This window comes from Streptomyces sp. NPDC002206, assembly GCF_053593595.1.
Genome location: NZ_JBSFCW010000003.1, coordinates 406,280 through 420,772 on the forward strand (window position 1 = coordinate 406,280; position 14,493 = coordinate 420,772).

A 14,493-nucleotide genomic window follows, 5' to 3' on the forward strand; every position below is an offset into this window, starting at 1 on the left:
CGCCCTCGACATAGCTACTCGCAGGTGCAGTCGGGGAACTTTCCGCTGCCGTCGGCGCCGCAGGCGCAGCAGTGCGGATACGGGTACGGCTCGGAGTCGTCGTTGGGGTCACACAGCTCGCAGTCGATGAACTCGTCGTCGTCCATGGGTCCTCCGGGGTCAGTTGTGGAAGCGGTTGGAGTTGGGGTTCTGGTCGAGCCAGTCCTCGGCGCACACCTTGTGGACCGGCTCGCGGTCGTGAGAGCGCATCGGGGTGGGCCTGCCGCAGAGCACGTAGGGCAGGTCCCTGTGCGGGTCGAAGTGCCGGTTGTCTCGCCAGTCGAGGAGGGCGGCCACGGCTGGTCATCCGTGGAAGTGGTTGCGTTTGATGACGGCCTTGCGGATGTTCACCGTTGTCGCGCCGCGCTGGTTGGTGGCGGTGAGGACCTGGACGGCGATCCAGCCGCCGAAGATGACGGCGGCCAGGATGATGAGCTGCTGGACCAGGGCCGCGAGTGCGGCGATGAACGTGGTCAGCAGGACCAGTCCGCCGCAGACGGCACCGAACCCGATCCCGCCCAGGGCGATGTTCACCGCCGCGCGGGAGACGACCGGCTTGGCCGTGACCGGTTCGGGTTGGCTGGGGGCGATGGCGTAGCCGGTGATGACCCGTCCGTCGGGCAGGACGATGGACGTCACGGCCGGCACCACGCCGGGCTGTATCGGGATGACAGGTGCGGCCGGGATGGTGGCGAGGGGGGTGGGTTGGTGGATGGTGACGGCCTGCTCGGTGAGCCGGTGGGCGGTGTTCTCGGGGTACATGCGGAATCTCTTCCTCTGCTGGGTCAGGGAGGCGGAGGCACCCCCATCGGGAGGCGCGCGGGAGGGGTGTCGGGGGTGTTGAGCTGGGGTGACTCCCTGACTCCCTGAACATCATTTGTGCAGGTCAAGGCCAGGGAGGCGGGGCAGGGAGGCGGTGAGGGAGTTCTCCCTGCCTCCCTGGCCTGCCGGGGGTGCGCTTCCCTCTACCGGGAGGCGGAAGTGGAACCGTCGGTGTCGCGGTTGGTGAGGGCGCGGGCGATGCGGTCGCGGCCGACGACCATGCGGCCGTCGGACTTGTACGGCTCGGCCCCGGTGCCGTCGAGGACCCGCTTGAGGTCGGCGTGCGTCCACTTCCCGTATGCGTCTTCGGACAGGGCGGTGAGCCGTTGCAGCACGTCCTGGGTGAAGACGCGGTTCGTGTCTCCGATGACGGTGGCGATGTCGGCGAGCGGGTCACGGTCCTCGTCGCGCTCGATGACGTGGAGGGTGGTGACGCCGTCGCGCAGGGCCCGGGCGCGGTTGGCGATCTCGACGGCCTGGTCGTCGTCGACGTAGTGGGTGCGGATGGTGATGGATGCCTGGCCGGCGGGGATCTCGATGCCGTCGCTCGCGACGACCAGCGTTCCCTTGTCCAGGCCCTGACGCAGCAGATGCGGAGCCGCCCCTCCCTCAACAGCCTTGTCACCCAAGGCCATCCGTGCCTGCGACTCCGTGCCCAGGACCAGCGAAGCGCGGGTGTGGGCGCCCTCGCGGACCAGCTTGGGCAGGTTCTGGTCCGTGGGGTCCTGCGTGCCCTCCCACAGCGTCACGTTGACCGCACGCCCCTGGTTGTGAATCTTGCGCACCGCCATGAAGTACCGGGACGTCGCCTTCGACCCGCCGTACGGCCGCTTTTCGCCGTCGACCACCGGGCACATGAACGCCACCTGTGCCTCATCCACGATCAGGACCAGCGGCGGGAACACCGTGCCGGGCGGCGCCTGGAGACGCCGCTCCATCTCGCTCACGCCACCCTCGACCATCTCCGTGGCCTGGACGACGTGGTCGTCGGTCGGGCCCTGGATGAGCACCGTGGCCAGGCCGTCGAACATGTTCCAGTCCCCAGCCCCCTTGAGGTCAGCAAGCCGGAACTCGACCGTGCGGTCCAGGGCCAGCCACAGGGCCAGGGCCCGGAGTGCTGCGGTCTTGCCCTGGTTGGACAGGCCGGTGATGAGCAGGTGGCGCTGGTAGAGGCTCAGGGCCGCTGCGTCGCCGCGCAGGTCCTGGCCCCAAGGGGCCCGTCCGGTCTTGTAGTTCGCGGTCATCGTCTGGTCGGTGACCAGCGGGGACGGGCCGATCGGCTCGTCCAACGCGCCGCTGTCCGCGATCCACAACCGGACGGTGCGGGCCGCTTCCGGGATCGTGATGAACACCTCGTGCTCGTGCCGGGACAGGTTCTCGGCGAGCTTGCGCCGCCGGTTCTGCACCTCGTTGGTGGCGACACCGGAGGGCAGGGTCACGTCCACCTCGACGCCGCATCCGGCGATCCGGATCGGGCCGAGCATGGACGCGCCGGCGTCGCCCATCTCCTTGATGGCGTTCCGTAGCGGAGCGATGCCCAGGTTGCGGAGGGCCAGGACGACGATGGACGGAGTGATCGGCTCCTCCCCGTTCCGGGCGTTGGCCGGGAGTGCCCACTGGGGTGCGGCCTGCTGGTGCTTGCCCACGGCCCACAGGCCGAGCACGGCCACCCACGGTCCGAGGGTGACCAGCGGTCCCCAGGTCACGGTGATGATGAGGACGATCCAGCGGACCAGTTCGATCACGGCCATGGTCGGCGCCGCGATGTCGGTCCAGTCTTTGTTCGCAACGGCGAGCATGATGCCCAGGATCAAGAGACCACCCGCGCCGATCCCGGCGCCGGCCGCGATGCCCTTGGCCGCGTCGAGCGGGGCGGTGAGCAGGTCCATGCGGCGGCGGTGGCGTTCCTGCCGGAACTGCCGCCCGCGCTCCTCCCACTCGGCTGCGGCGTCCATGTTTCCCGCGGCTTCGGCGGCACGGAGCAGGCGTTCGTAGCGGGAGGCGGTGCGGCCCTCCCAGGTACGGCGGGCCACGATCCTCGTGCCACCGAGGACGTAGAGGCCGTGGCGGGCAGCGGCGCGGCAGGCTGTCTTGGTGTGTTCGTGGGTGGCCATCGTGCGGACGCCCCGCGCGGAACGCTCCCACAGCGGCACAGATGCACTGTCAGCGACGGGCGCTGCTACAGCAGCCACTGGGGCGGCCTCAGGGGCGGGGGTGGTCGCTTTGAAGAGGCGGACGACGTTTTCACTCATGACGGAAGCACTCCTGACCGCCCCCGGAACCCGGGGGCGAAAGAATGGGGGAGGGTCGCCGGAAGGTCAGGCGGCGGCGGACGGGACGAGGCGGCCGGCGAGGTGCTCAGCCCCGTACGCCTCGCGCTCCTCGGCCTCCAGCAGCCGGTCGTGCTCACGGGACTGACGGCGCGAAAGGCGCTCGACCCCGAGGTCGTTGCACAGTGCGGCGATGAGCCGGTCGCGGACGCCCTTGCGGCTGGTCTGCATCGCGTGGACCAGCTCGTGCACGAGCGTGATGGCGAACGTGGCCTCGTTGGGGTGCTGGTCCACGTTGACGACGATCAGCACCCCACCGTCGGACAGCGGGATCGCGCGGGCGGCGGTCTCGCCGGCCAGCTTCTTCGCGGATCGCAGCGCACGGGACTGGACCCGCTTGTCCACGCATCCGGCAGTCTCGATCTCGGCGGCCGTGGCCACCTCGGCGAAGTACCGCTCCGAGGTGAGGACGACCTGCACGTCGGGCATCCGGCCGGCCACGGACCGCTCCACGACCCTGACGGCCTCTTCGGTCAGGTGCTTGGCGGTGCGGAGGGTGGCGCGGTAGCCGGGCAGCTTGTGTGTGCTGACGGTCAGCTTCACTACGTCTCCGTTCATCGCCGCAGCTCAGGCGGCGGACTCGGCGTCCAGGTCGGAGCAGGCAACGCACATGCCGAGCGAACGCGGGATGCAGTACCCGACATCGCGGCGGCAGTTGGGGCAGGTACGGCGCGCGGCCATCGCCGCTTCGAGAGCAGCCCGGCGGCCCGGCGTCATCGGACGGACCGGCTTGGCCAGGTCGATGCGGTAGAGGTAGGCCACCAGCGGGCCACGCCGCTTACGGGGCCGCTGAAGTTCGGCGGCCACGTCCTGACCGCCGGGCCGAAGCCCGAGGGCACGGAGCTGACGGCGAGTGGCGTACCCGTCCGGGGCCAGGCGCCACCGGTAGACGGAAACCAGCGGGTTCGCGCGATCCGAAGGCTGTCCTGACGGGAACCGGCCAGTGGGGTGTCCGTTCCCAGGTGGGGTGGCACGCGGGTTCCGCGTGGGCCGATACGGCACGATGAGATCTCCGATCGTCATAGGAGGGCTCTGGGGTGGGGTACGAACTGCAGGCAGTGATAGCCGGGGATGGCTTGCTTCGAGCCGCCTCACAGGACCTGGCTGCCGCTCGGGTGGCCCCCCTTGGGCAAGGCCTGGCCTTGATGCCGATGACCGACGAGCTCTTCGACTCCGTCACGGACGGCAGCACTGATCGACCGCTGGGATTCTGGAAACTGCCGGGAGCCTTTGACCAGGTCCTCGCGGAGTGGTCGACGGCAGGGCCGGTTGCCTATGTAGAGGCCGACTACTTCGGTGGTGCCGGCGAACAACGGGCCGCAGTCTGGGCGGAAGGAGCGCTCGATTTGGGTCCGCTCCAGACGGACAGCTCGATCTCACGAGCGCTCAGGCGGCTCGGTGCAGTGGCAGGTGCGGCCACGGACGAGTTCTCAGCCGTTGGGCTGGACCGGTACCGGTACATGGAGGACTGGGTTGACTAGGCAGCAGCTTCCGGATTCCTGCATGGATGCGCAACATGCTGGATCTCCTCACGGAATCTGCCTCTACCTGCGAGAACTCGACGCAGTCGTGTAACCACGCCGATCCGCTGTCTCACCTGGTCGCTTGCATGGATGCCTTCGGCGAAGGACCCATCGAACCCGCTGGAACTCCAATTGGCAGTGCCCCCATCACGCCACCATGCGTTTCCATGCGGCCCGCAGGCGGACCTCGGAGGCGGAGTGGCCCGCAGCCCGGAAGCGGGTGGCCATCTCCCGGTAGGACAGGGCAGGCGTCTCGCTGTGCCGGATGCGGTCGACGAGCGCGTCCAGCGCCTCATCGGTGAGCGCGCCGGCCGTCTCCAGGGCGAACGCCGAAACCGGCTCGGTCGGTCCCCAGACCGGCAGTTCCCAGCGGGGTGTGACGCCGGGTGTGACGCGGGTCGTCACGCTGGTCAGCGCCCGTCCGGTGTCCTCGCCCTCCCGCGCTTCCTCCAGCGTCGACCAGGCTCGGGAGAGGGTGTTGGCGGTCTTTGCCTGGACGTGCGCGACGCGGGCACCGGCCTGCGTCACGGCCGTCAGCCGCGTCTCCTCCGTGGCCGCCTCAGCCCGCAACCGGGCGCGGGCCACAGCCGCTTCGTCGCGGGCTTCCTGCTGGATGCCCTGGATCGCGTCCAGAGCCTCACCGGTGAGTGCGGTCCGCTCCCACAGCCCGTGGACCAGCCACAGCGCCTTGGCCGCGATCGGCAGCCACGCCACGGCCAGCCACGCGCCGGTGGACTCCTCGGCGGTCAGGGCGTGGGCGATCAGGACGCCGGTCGCGATCAGGCCGAACGACCAGCCGACGGCGGTGACCGGGGTGCTGTGGTCGCCCTGCGCGGCCAGACGCCGTTCGTAGGCGAGGGTGGCCAGCCACCCGCCGTCGATCCCGAGACCGACGACCAACGCGACGGGCCACGGCATCGCCGTGCCGAGCCACATCACGACCACGGCCAGGGTGAGCACCATGGACACCGCCGTCATCGCGACGGCGGGCAGAACGGTCTTGGCCTTCATGCCGCACCCCCGTCCAGCGGCCGGACCTTGGCCGCGGCCAGTAGTGCGACGCGCACCGGGTGCGGGTGGTACTCCGGCCCGGTGCCCTCCGTCCACTCCCAGTCGGCGCCGTCGGCGAGCGTGAACCCGAGTTCCGTCAGTGCCTCCAGGCGCTGATCGGAGGTCGGGATCTGGGAGGACGTCGGCCACGTGTAGGTGGGCCACTCACTGACCAGCCCGGTCATGGCAACGAACACCTGCCAGCACGGACCGGCCGTCACCTCCGGCATCGTGGTACCGCAGCAACGCAACGACAGGTGCGCTCCGAGGATCTGCTTACTCATGCCGCACCCCCGGACACCGTCGCGCCGACCGTGCGGTTGGCCAGGTCCCGCCGGGCCGCCATGACCCTGCGGCGGGCACGGCGGATGCGCCGGGCGTCCACCTCGGACACCGGGCGATCCAGCGTCATGATCTGCGCGTCCAGCAACTCGACTTCCGCCCGGATAACGGGCATCTCCAGCTCGATCGCGTCCAGCTCGGCGTCCGACGGCTCACCCTCAAGCGAGGCCGCCGTAACAAGGTTCTGAAGTGCAGCGATGGTCTTCATGAGTCGTTTTCTCCCTAGCAGGTGGTACGGCTCGAAAGCGGCCCCGGTGTTTGCCCACCGGGGCCGCGTGCCGTCTACGGGTCGTTCATGGCTACGAGCGACCACGGCGACCCGACACCGCCGCCCGCCAAAACAGCGGGGCGAATGCCGGGGACCGTGAGCGCTGGTGCAGGGTTCGGTTCTCGTGTTCGCTACGGCGCTGCTCGTTCCGGAGAGTTCCGAGATCCCGGAAGTTGTCGCAGTTTCGAAGGTGTGCCGTAGCGGTTCTTTAGAGCCGATGGTGTGTCCCCCACACGGAGGGGTGGGGCCCGGTTGTGACTCCGGGCCCGGTCTCGATCGGCTGATCTCCACTCGCCTCGGCCGGAACGGTCACGGCCGTCGCGCTGCGGTGGATCACGCTGTGCAGTTGTTGAGCGGTGCGACAGAAGTGCGCGTTCGCCCATCGATGCCAAAGCGACACCCATGAGGAACATGTATTACATGTTCCTCATCATGCAGAGAGGGGTTCGCGCCGTCAAGCCCGTTGGCTGAGCGATTCGGCTGTCCCTCTTGCTCGATGTGCTTCCAGACTGGCGCCGAAGCCAAAGACGATCGACCCCGCTCGTGTACGACTGGCAGACGACTTCGCTACGGTGAAGTCGTCCCAAGTCGTCCCAGCGGGGGAGAGCACGACATGGCAAACGAGAGGCTCCGCGGAGCGATCACTGAAAGCGGCCTGACGCTCGATCAAGTGGCGACTAGGTTAGGCGTGTCAGCCAAGACCGTTGAGCGATGGATCAGCGAACCGAACCGCAAGCCCTATCGCAGGTTCCAGTACGCCACGGCATCGCTACTGCAATCTGAGGTGTCGTATCTGTGGCAGGAGGAGCGCACATCTGCCGAGGTAACTGAGGCTGGAAACGCTGAACTTGTCCAGCTGTACCCGCATCGCTCCGTCGTACCGAACCGCCTATGGCCGCAACTGTATGCGCAGGCCAGGAACCACTTCGACGTACTCGTGTACTCCGGCTTCTGGCTCACTGAAGACGCCGCGTTTCACCAAGTCGTGAAAGAGAAGTCCGCAGCCGGCGTCTCCATCCGGTTCATGCTCGGAGATCCGGACTGCGCCGCCGTTGCGGCACGTGGTTCGGACGAGGGCATCGGCCCAGCCATGGCCAGCAAGATTCGGAACGCCCTGCTCAACTACGGCTCACTCTTCAGGCTCCCGGGTGTCGAGTTCCGCCTGCATTCCACAACGCTCTACAACTCGATCTATAGGGCAGACGACGAGATGCTGGCCAACGGTCACCTGTACGGCGTCGGCGCGTACATGGCCCCGGTTCTGCACCTCCAACGTGTGCCAGGGGGAGAGCTGTTCGACGCCTACGCTGAGAGCGTGGAACGCGTCTGGGAGTCCGCCCGGCCCATCTCCAAGCCCGACAACATCGGAGGTCAGGGCACATGAGCCGAATCGACCACTACAACGACCCATCCGCCCCCGAGGCGAACTCGGTCGTTCCCTCGGTCACGGCAGTCGTCCGCGATGACAGCGGACGATTACTCCTCATCCACAAGACCGACAACGATCTGTGGGCGCTGCCGGGCGGTGGCCACGATATTGGCGAGAGCGTGGCCGGCACCGTCGTCCGCGAGGTGGCGGAAGAGACCGGGATTGCTGTGAAGGTGGACAGCCTCGTAGGCCTCTACACCAACCCGCACCACGTGATCGCATACGACGACGGCGAGGTGCGCCAGCAGTTCTCGATCTGCTTCCGCGCTCACCCGGTCGGTGGTTCGCTACGTACCAGCCGTGAATCGAAAGAGGTCCGCTGGATAGATCCAGCGGACCTCAGCGGTCTCGACATCCACCCGTCCATGCGGCTGCGCATCGCGCACGGCCTGGACGACTCACGGCGTGAGCCCTACATCGGCTGATCAGCGGCCTTGACCAGCGAGAGCCGCCGCTCGACTCGCATTGCGGCTGCGTGGATTTCCGGGGCCGCCCGTTGGATGAAGCGGCCCACGATGCTGTCCGGGCCGTACCGCTTCACGATCTCGTCCAGCCGCTCGGATGGTGTCGTCTCCACGCCATCCGGCGTCGTCGTCATGTCGCAGAACACAAGGGCGTCCACCAGCTCGGGGCGCTCAAGCTCGAACTCGCTCTCAAGCTCCTCTCGGAGTCCGCGTTCCTCAGCTTCCAGGACGGCGCAGGAATGATGAGCCACAAGACGAACGACCCGCTCGTCCGCCCCCTGCCTGCGCAGGAACCGGGCGCCGTCCAACGGATGAAATCCTGTGAGGGCCAGCTCGGGCGAATACCCGATGTCGTGGAGCACCGCGGCGGCTTCCAGGAGCTCCGCGTCCTCGCCGAGAACCGAGGCAAGCGCCCGAGCCCGCTTGGCAACCCCGAGGGAGTGCGCCCACCTCCGCGGCAGCGAATCGGACAGCAGCGATTCGGAGAGCGAGTACGCCCACTCATTCAGTCCCATGGCGGCCAAGACTACGACCGGCCGGCAGAAGCCGGGAGAGCGCGCACAGTGCGCCCCTTGCCATGAACCGTGGCAAGCAATCCCGTCCCCTCCATCTGAGCAAGGCCCCGCCGCACAGCGGTGCGGGAGACACCGAACCTCTCGCAGAGCTTCGCCTCCGACGGATACGCGCTCCCCACCGTCAGCGAGTCTTCTTCGATCACGGCAATCATTCGTTCCACGAGGGTCCGCCGATCTCCACCCCGAGCCACGCGCCAGCCGGCGCCTGGTGCGGACTCCAGCGCGCCTTCCGCTTCGAGCACTTTGAGAGCGCGGCGAACCGTGTTGCGCGCGACACCGTAGGTATCCCCGAGCTCCGCCTCGGACGGCAGGTCATCGACAAGCTCGCCCTCTTCGATCCCGTTGCGTAGTGCCTCCGCGATGACCAGGTAGGTGCCGCGCGGACTGGCTTCCGACACGTGGGCTCCTCTCGCATCTCCATCACTCTGGTGCCAAGCGTCCCATGGCGCTCGGCAACGCATCAGTGCTGCTCCCGAGCCGCGTGCTCAGGCCGTTCGTCTCAGGTGGCGCCGCGGCCAGTGCAGCGCGGTAGCTGCAAAGCACGCAGATCGGCTTGTAAGCCACCGCGGTAGTACTTTCCCTAGATCATCAAGGCATCCAGCTCCGCTCCGCCGGGCGCGCTTCCCGGCTCTGGCTGCGCCCGCGCTCCTACCTTCGGCCCGCTCGGCGCTGACGCCGCAGATGCGCACATCGCTGCCTCCTCGTTCTGGCACGCTTTTGGCACAGTGGGTGAGGCGCCCACTCCGCCTTCGGGCATCGGTCCGGGGTCCAGTTGGGCACACGCCTCCTCACACGTCTCTTCCATGGCTGGCGGCCGTACCGCGACGTGAGGCTCCTGGCGGATAATAAGTGCACACTCATTCGAGAAATCCCTAAACCTGCCGCGCTGTTCGCTAGTACCGTGCACTCTGATTGGTGTCACGGGAAGGTGGGGGGATGCTGACAGAGGGATTGGTAGCCGTCGCCGCGGCGGGCGGAACCGCAGTGGTCCAGGCAGTGGGAACAGACCTTTGGACTGTTGTGCGAGGTCGCGTCGCGGCACGACTAGGTCGCGGGAGTGTAGAGCGGCAGCAGGTGGTACTTGAGCGACTGGACCGTACTGCGGCAGACCTTGTGCAAGCCGAAGTGAGCGAGTCTCAGCGCACACGTCTCGAAGCATCCTGGCAAGCCAGATTCGAGGACTTCATTGACGAGTTGCCTCCAGAGGAGCAGACCGAAGCCGTTGAGTGGATGCGCGAAATTTCCGCGCTTGGCTCACTCGCGCAAGGCGGTACGAATGCGGGTCCGCGCGGGCTGGCTGTGAGCGGAGATCTCACTGTTCGTGCTGAGACCGGTTCGATGGCAGGCGGCGTGCTGAACATCGATGGGGGCGTGAACCTCGGAAACCCCCCAAAGCCGGCGGCGAGCGAGGGCTGACCGCCTCCGGCACCTATCAGAGCCCCGAGATCGCAGCCGAGACATCCGTTGTGGCGCTTGCTGGTGGCGTTGCAGCCGGATACATAGGGCAACTCGTAACAACCCAAGACCGCAAAATGCCCGATCGGCCCATGTTGATTGGAGCTATGCCTCGGGAAGCTGACTGTTTTCAACATCGAGATCAGATCGATGAGATAAATCGAACGCTGGACAACAGTGATAATCCAAGTCGATTCCATCTGCTCGTTGGCGCAGGCGGAGTTGGTAAGACGCAGATTGCAGCTCATTACGTCAGGCAAATCCTGGCACGCAAAAGCGTCGAAGTCGTGGTTTGGTCATCAGCAAGCAGTCGCGAGTCAGTTCAGTCTGTTTATGCACAGGCTATTGGGGTCATTACTGGAGTCGATCTGGAAGATTCCGAACAAGCTGCACAACTCTTCTTGGCTTGGGCGCAAACCACTACGAAGGCGTGGGTGGTCGTCCTAGACGATGTAGACAGTCCCGCGACTCTTCGAGGGCTCTGGCCTCAACCTAATTCTTGCGGCCGAGTAGTGGTTACTACACGGCGTCGCGATGCTGCTCTTGGAGGATCGAGACGAACGCATATTCCGGTTGGTCTTTTTAGTCCGACCGAGGCTGCGAATTACCTTAAATCCAAATTGTCGGCGCATGTCCGCTCGGACGATATCGCCGAAATCTCGGCTCTGTCCGCAGAACTCGGATATCTCCCATTAGCTTTGGCTCAAGCAGCGGCATACGTTGTGGACTTCAATCTTAGTTGCGCAGACTATCGAAGCCTCCTATCGGATCGTCGCAACGCACTGTCTGAACTGCTTCCGGATTTTGAAAGCCTTCCAGACGATCACCGGGCGACCGTTGCAGCAACTTGGTCCCTATCTATCGAGCAGGCAGACCTACTCTCTCCGCGAGGGATGGCACGCCCAATGTTACGCATGGCTGCCACTCTAGACCCGAACGGAATTCCTGAAAGCGTCCTAACTGGTCGAGCGGCAACTGCATATCTAAATAAATTCATACCCGGAAAAGAAAGTATTGGCTCTGCGGGGCGCTCTGCTGGCGATGAAGTTCGAGCAATGGCTACTCTGCGCAACCTGCACCGCCTAAGCCTCTTGGAGGCGGGAGTAGGAACACCCGATCCCGTTGTTCATATTCATTCTTTGGTGCAGCGAGCAATCATTGAGGACTGCGAAGTCGTCGAACTCCAGGATGCGGCGAAAGCGGCCGCAGATGGTCTGCTCGAATTGTGGTCGGCGGATGAAGTCCACTCAGAATTTGCCCAGACGCTTCGATCTAACGCTGAGGCGCTTTATCAAAATTCCGGGTCGTTGCTATTTGATGATTCATGCCATGATGTTTTGATTCGCCTTGGGCAAAGTCTTTTGGAGGCCGGTTTCCCGACGGCGGCAGTAGCACACTTCACCGAGCTTCATTCCAAGTTGCAGTCGAGTACCCCCGGTCACTCGGATCTGATTTTTGTTCGCCTCGAGTTGGCTGGCGCATTGGAGTTTACGGATGATGTCGCTGCGGTGGCGGAGTATCGGTCAGTGGTCAACGACGCAACTGATATGTACGGGCCGGATGACAGCCTCGCTCTGCTTGCTCGCAGCTCATTAGCGGACGCGATGTGCGCCTCCGGAGATACGCATGGCTCTGTTCGGGAGTTCGAGGATTTGCTGCGCGATAGGATCCGTATCCAGGGAGCGGACCATGAGGATGCTAGAGACACCCGGCGTCGGCTTGCGGCAGCGCGTAGTGCGGATGGGGACTTTCCTGGCGCCATTGCAACATGCGAAGAACTTCTAGCTGAAGAAGTCGAGATCTACGGATCACAGCACCCTCACACACGACACACCCATCTCCACCTGGCCGAAGCGATTGGCCAGTCCGGAGACGTTGAAGGCGCTATCCGAATGCTGGAGGAGATAGTCTCTGATGTCGCCCGAACGCATGGATCAAAAAACGCAGAGACGTTCTCGAGCCGTGCCCACTTGGGGCGATGGTACCTTGCAGATGCCCGTCCGTCGAAAGCAGCTGCTATTTTCCGGGAACTCGTCGATGACGAAAAGGGGGCGCTTGGAGATGAACACCCTCAAGTGCTTGAGCATCAATGGCGCCTTGTAAATTCCCTGGGGCTGGTCGGCGATGTGGAACATGCAATTGCAGTCGGTGAGGATATTCTGAATAAGTGTGCCAACGTTTACGGCGCGCAGCATACAGAAACCCTAGATGCTCGCGGCTTGCTTGCCCATTGGAAGGGAGCTTCGGGAGACGTCGAGTCCGCCCTGGAGGAATTCGCTCATCTTGTCAAGGAGTGTGAGGAGTGTTTGGGGTCGGACCACGTTCTTACAATTGATATGCTGCAGCATTATGCAACATGGCTAGATGGGTCAGGTGATCTCCAGGCCGCTCTTCCCGTGTATCGAAGGGTGCTAGCAAGCAGGCTGCGAATCCACGGGCCTGATGACGGCCGCGTGTTGAGAGCTCGCGACGTCCTTGCGTACCATCTTCTAGAAATGGAAGACTTCGAGGGGGCGCTGGTTGCCTTTCGAGTTCTGCTTACCGAGCAAGTACGTGTACTGGGAGAAAATCATCCCGATGTGCAACACACGCGGGAGCACATCGAGGACCTTGAAGTATGAAGCGCCAGCCTCAGTCGGTGGTGCGGGTTTGGCCGGTGTCTTGCCCGGTTTGGGGTCGAGCATGATCAGGGGGCCGTGCGCTGGCCGGCATCTCGGGCAGGCTGTGATCCTTACCGGAATTTGAACGAGTGGCCCCCTGGTCTTACTCGACCCCAAACCGGGGAGGTGGCTAAAGCCGTGGGGCCGACCGCCCCCGCCCCAGCAGATTTCTCCCCACCAATGGCCCTTGCTGCCAGAGCGGGCCGAAGGCACGAGCGCCAGGCCTGGGCGGTGAGCTGGGGACCGCGTGGCGAGCGGAGCGAGGCGCCTTGACGAGGTGGGAAGACTTCTATCGCTGTCCGCGCTCTGGCTGGACGACAAGGCGAGTGTGAGTACCTCACGGACCCGTGGAACCGCTGTACAGCAGCCCAGTACCGCAACCACAGCAACCGTCCCCGTTCGCTACCGTCTTACTGGGGCCTCGTAACGGCCGGTATGGCCGTCGCTGACCGTTCCGCCTAGAGCTACGGATCAGAAGGTGTCCGAGCCCCTGCGGTGCCCGATCGACCGGTAACTGACGGGGAATTGGTTGACAGAAAGTGCACATGAGAGCGGCCTCCAACCGATTTATCGGCTCAGGGGCGGTTCATCTGCGGCAGGTGTGGGATTTGAAACCCCCGGTGACATCGCTGCCACGACGGCTTTGAAGATTGCTCAGGAGCTGACTCGCCCATTTAGACTCCACCGACCGGTACTTCCGGCTACGCTCCGGGAATGGCGACCGCGAACGCGTGGGGCGACGCCTCACTGCCCCCAATGCTGATCCAGTGTTCGTACTGCGACACACCTACCCTTGGCACACAGCGAGGGACATGGGAGCTCCTGCCGCAAGGTGAAGACGATTTTGAGCCCACGCTCTACACGCTCGTGGCATGCGACAAATGCCGCTCCCCTCAACTCCTGGTGCAGTCTGGTGGCATGACGGCTGGCGACTTCGGCTGGGGCGACCCGATTCGAGAGTGGCCGAGCGATTCGTCTGGGCCACTGAGCCCGAGTATTCCCCGCGCGATAGCACGCGAGATGCGCGAGGCGCGGGCGTGCTTCAGCGCCAAGCTCTACACCGCCACCGCAGTGATGGTTCGGCGAACCCTTGAGGGTATGTGCGTTGACCAGGGCACGGCTAAGAAGGTTCTCTTTCAGGCGCTTGGCGAGCTACGCGACGCCAATAAGATCGAAGGGCGTCTCTTTGACTGGGCCCAAGCCCTTCGTGTCCTCGGCAACCAGGGAGCGCACTTCAGCAAGGAATCAGTGAGCAGGGAGGACGCCAAGGATGCTCTGGAGCTTGCTGAAGCCCTGCTCGACTACATCTATGTCTTCACCGCCAAGTACGAAGAGTTCCAGAAGCGTCGATCAGCACCGCCTGCCGGCAGCGCAGCCAGCATGACGTGAAGCCGGTCCGGGCCCGTCGACCAGTGCCCAGACCAGCGAAGACCGAGGTCCCCAGGAGTGGCGACAAGACGAAGTAGTACCTGAGCGCGAAGGAGCCCGCTACCGACGGTTTCTCCACTGGTAGGGGGCTTGAGAGGCAGCCCGCTT

Annotated in this window: 17 protein-coding genes and 1 pseudogene; 7 read left to right on the forward strand and 11 right to left on the reverse strand. The window is 65.0% G+C overall.

All coding sequences use genetic code 11. From position 1 onward, the window contains the following. Window positions 1-14: 14 nt before the first annotated feature. From ACWCP8_RS09975 to ACWCP8_RS10000, 6 genes are all read right to left on the reverse strand, one after another. The gene (locus ACWCP8_RS09975; protein ID WP_451115221.1) at window positions 15-146 is read right to left on the reverse strand and encodes a hypothetical protein; all 132 of its coding nucleotides are present in this window, start codon (window positions 144-146) and stop codon (window positions 15-17) included. A gap of 13 nt (window positions 147-159) precedes the next feature. Beyond that, window positions 160-336 carry a hypothetical protein gene (locus ACWCP8_RS09980; protein ID WP_451115223.1) on the reverse strand — a complete coding sequence of 59 codons (177 nt, stop codon included), beginning with the start codon at window positions 334-336 and terminating at the stop codon, window positions 160-162. A 6-nt stretch (window positions 337-342) separates the two neighbouring features. Beyond that, window positions 343-801 carry a hypothetical protein gene (locus ACWCP8_RS09985; RefSeq protein ID WP_451115225.1) on the reverse strand — a complete coding sequence of 153 codons (459 nt, stop codon included), beginning with the start codon at window positions 799-801 and terminating at the stop codon, window positions 343-345. 203 nt (window positions 802-1,004) lie between these two features. Then, window positions 1,005-3,113, reverse strand: coding sequence for an ATP-binding protein (locus tag ACWCP8_RS09990; RefSeq protein WP_451115227.1), 2,109 nt, complete (start codon window positions 3,111-3,113; stop codon window positions 1,005-1,007). A 66-nt stretch (window positions 3,114-3,179) separates the two neighbouring features. Next, complete coding sequence (locus tag ACWCP8_RS09995) at window positions 3,180-3,749, reverse strand: hypothetical protein (protein ID WP_451115229.1); 570 nt, start codon at window positions 3,747-3,749, stop codon at window positions 3,180-3,182. 9 nt (window positions 3,750-3,758) lie between these two features. Then, complete coding sequence (locus tag ACWCP8_RS10000) at window positions 3,759-4,091, reverse strand: RRQRL motif-containing zinc-binding protein (protein ID WP_451115342.1); 333 nt, start codon at window positions 4,089-4,091, stop codon at window positions 3,759-3,761. A 251-nt stretch (window positions 4,092-4,342) separates the two neighbouring features. Here ACWCP8_RS10000 and ACWCP8_RS10005 point away from each other — a divergent pair, with 251 nt between their 5' ends. Then, window positions 4,343-4,672, forward strand: a complete 330-nt coding sequence (locus ACWCP8_RS10005; protein ID WP_451115231.1) for a hypothetical protein — start codon at window positions 4,343-4,345, stop codon at window positions 4,670-4,672. A 189-nt stretch (window positions 4,673-4,861) separates the two neighbouring features. Here ACWCP8_RS10005 and ACWCP8_RS10010 read toward each other — a convergent pair whose 3' ends face one another. From ACWCP8_RS10010 to ACWCP8_RS10020, 3 genes are read right to left on the reverse strand one after another with little or no spacing between them, the layout of a single operon-like run. Beyond that, window positions 4,862-5,725, reverse strand: coding sequence for a protein spdB (locus tag ACWCP8_RS10010; protein WP_451115233.1), 864 nt, complete (start codon window positions 5,723-5,725; stop codon window positions 4,862-4,864). After that, window positions 5,722-6,048, reverse strand: coding sequence for a DUF6303 family protein (locus ACWCP8_RS10015; protein WP_451115235.1), 327 nt, complete (start codon window positions 6,046-6,048; stop codon window positions 5,722-5,724). The genes ACWCP8_RS10010 and ACWCP8_RS10015 overlap by 4 nt, the downstream gene beginning before the upstream one ends. After that, entirely contained in the window at window positions 6,045-6,314 is a 270-nt protein-coding gene (locus ACWCP8_RS10020) for a DUF6284 family protein (protein WP_451115236.1), read from the reverse strand. Before ACWCP8_RS10020 ends, ACWCP8_RS10015 begins: the two co-directional genes overlap by 4 nt. A 673-nt stretch (window positions 6,315-6,987) precedes the next feature. Between ACWCP8_RS10020 and ACWCP8_RS10025 the strand changes: the two genes are divergently transcribed. Together ACWCP8_RS10025 and ACWCP8_RS10030 are read left to right on the forward strand one after the other, a co-directional pair. Continuing rightward, a complete protein-coding gene (locus ACWCP8_RS10025; protein ID WP_451115238.1) occupies window positions 6,988-7,758 on the forward strand; it encodes a helix-turn-helix domain-containing protein in 771 nt (256 codons plus the stop codon). Continuing rightward, entirely contained in the window at window positions 7,755-8,228 is a 474-nt protein-coding gene (locus ACWCP8_RS10030; RefSeq protein ID WP_451115240.1) for an NUDIX domain-containing protein, read from the forward strand. Before ACWCP8_RS10025 ends, ACWCP8_RS10030 begins: the two co-directional genes overlap by 4 nt. On the opposite strand, the gene ACWCP8_RS10035 is transcribed toward ACWCP8_RS10030, so the two are convergent. Next, window positions 8,216-8,782 (reverse strand): HD domain-containing protein, encoded by a 567-nt coding sequence (locus ACWCP8_RS10035; protein WP_451115344.1) that lies wholly within the window; start codon window positions 8,780-8,782, stop codon window positions 8,216-8,218. The genes ACWCP8_RS10030 and ACWCP8_RS10035 overlap by 13 nt on opposite strands. An 11-nt stretch (window positions 8,783-8,793) precedes the next feature. Then, window positions 8,794-9,240, reverse strand: a complete 447-nt coding sequence (locus ACWCP8_RS10040; protein WP_451115242.1) for a GntR family transcriptional regulator — start codon at window positions 9,238-9,240, stop codon at window positions 8,794-8,796. A 727-nt stretch (window positions 9,241-9,967) separates the two neighbouring features. Here ACWCP8_RS10040 and ACWCP8_RS10045 point away from each other — a divergent pair. From ACWCP8_RS10045 to ACWCP8_RS10060, 4 genes and pseudogenes are all read left to right on the forward strand, one after another. Further along, entirely contained in the window at window positions 9,968-10,258 is a 291-nt protein-coding gene (locus tag ACWCP8_RS10045) for a hypothetical protein (RefSeq protein WP_451115244.1), read from the forward strand. 146 nt (window positions 10,259-10,404) lie between these two features. Then, window positions 10,405-10,917: pseudogene (locus ACWCP8_RS10050) on the forward strand (NB-ARC domain-containing protein); the annotation flags it as partial. Window positions 10,918-11,211: 294 nt separating this feature from the next. Beyond that, complete coding sequence (locus ACWCP8_RS10055) at window positions 11,212-12,918, forward strand: tetratricopeptide repeat protein (protein ID WP_451115346.1); 1,707 nt, start codon at window positions 11,212-11,214, stop codon at window positions 12,916-12,918. 753 nt (window positions 12,919-13,671) lie between these two features. After that, on the forward strand, window positions 13,672-14,346 hold the full coding sequence (locus tag ACWCP8_RS10060) for a DUF4145 domain-containing protein (protein ID WP_451115246.1): 675 nt from the start codon (window positions 13,672-13,674) through the stop codon (window positions 14,344-14,346). Window positions 14,347-14,493: the final 147 nt, after the last annotated feature.

What these genes read in the sequence shown, in the direction of transcription:
- ACWCP8_RS09975 (WP_451115221.1), bottom strand. Translation starts at nt 146, where the DNA reads ATGGACGACGACGAGTTCATCGACTGCGAGCTGTGTGACCCCAACGAC.
- ACWCP8_RS09985 (WP_451115225.1), bottom strand. Translation starts at nt 801, where the DNA reads ATGTACCCCGAGAACACCGCCCACCGGCTCACCGAGCAGGCCGTCACC.
- ACWCP8_RS09990 (WP_451115227.1), bottom strand. Translation starts at nt 3,113, where the DNA reads ATGAGTGAAAACGTCGTCCGCCTCTTCAAAGCGACCACCCCCGCCCCT.
- ACWCP8_RS09995 (WP_451115229.1), bottom strand. Translation starts at nt 3,749, where the DNA reads ATGAACGGAGACGTAGTGAAGCTGACCGTCAGCACACACAAGCTGCCC.
- ACWCP8_RS10005 (WP_451115231.1), top strand. Translation starts at nt 4,343, where the DNA reads ATGACCGACGAGCTCTTCGACTCCGTCACGGACGGCAGCACTGATCGA.
- ACWCP8_RS10010 (WP_451115233.1), bottom strand. Translation starts at nt 5,725, where the DNA reads ATGAAGGCCAAGACCGTTCTGCCCGCCGTCGCGATGACGGCGGTGTCC.
- ACWCP8_RS10015 (WP_451115235.1), bottom strand. Translation starts at nt 6,048, where the DNA reads ATGAGTAAGCAGATCCTCGGAGCGCACCTGTCGTTGCGTTGCTGCGGT.
- ACWCP8_RS10020 (WP_451115236.1), bottom strand. Translation starts at nt 6,314, where the DNA reads ATGAAGACCATCGCTGCACTTCAGAACCTTGTTACGGCGGCCTCGCTT.
- ACWCP8_RS10025 (WP_451115238.1), top strand. Translation starts at nt 6,988, where the DNA reads ATGGCAAACGAGAGGCTCCGCGGAGCGATCACTGAAAGCGGCCTGACG.
- ACWCP8_RS10030 (WP_451115240.1), top strand. Translation starts at nt 7,755, where the DNA reads ATGAGCCGAATCGACCACTACAACGACCCATCCGCCCCCGAGGCGAAC.
- ACWCP8_RS10035 (WP_451115344.1), bottom strand. Translation starts at nt 8,782, where the DNA reads ATGGGACTGAATGAGTGGGCGTACTCGCTCTCCGAATCGCTGCTGTCC.
- ACWCP8_RS10055 (WP_451115346.1), top strand. Translation starts at nt 11,212, where the DNA reads ATGGCTGCCACTCTAGACCCGAACGGAATTCCTGAAAGCGTCCTAACT.
- ACWCP8_RS10060 (WP_451115246.1), top strand. Translation starts at nt 13,672, where the DNA reads ATGGCGACCGCGAACGCGTGGGGCGACGCCTCACTGCCCCCAATGCTG.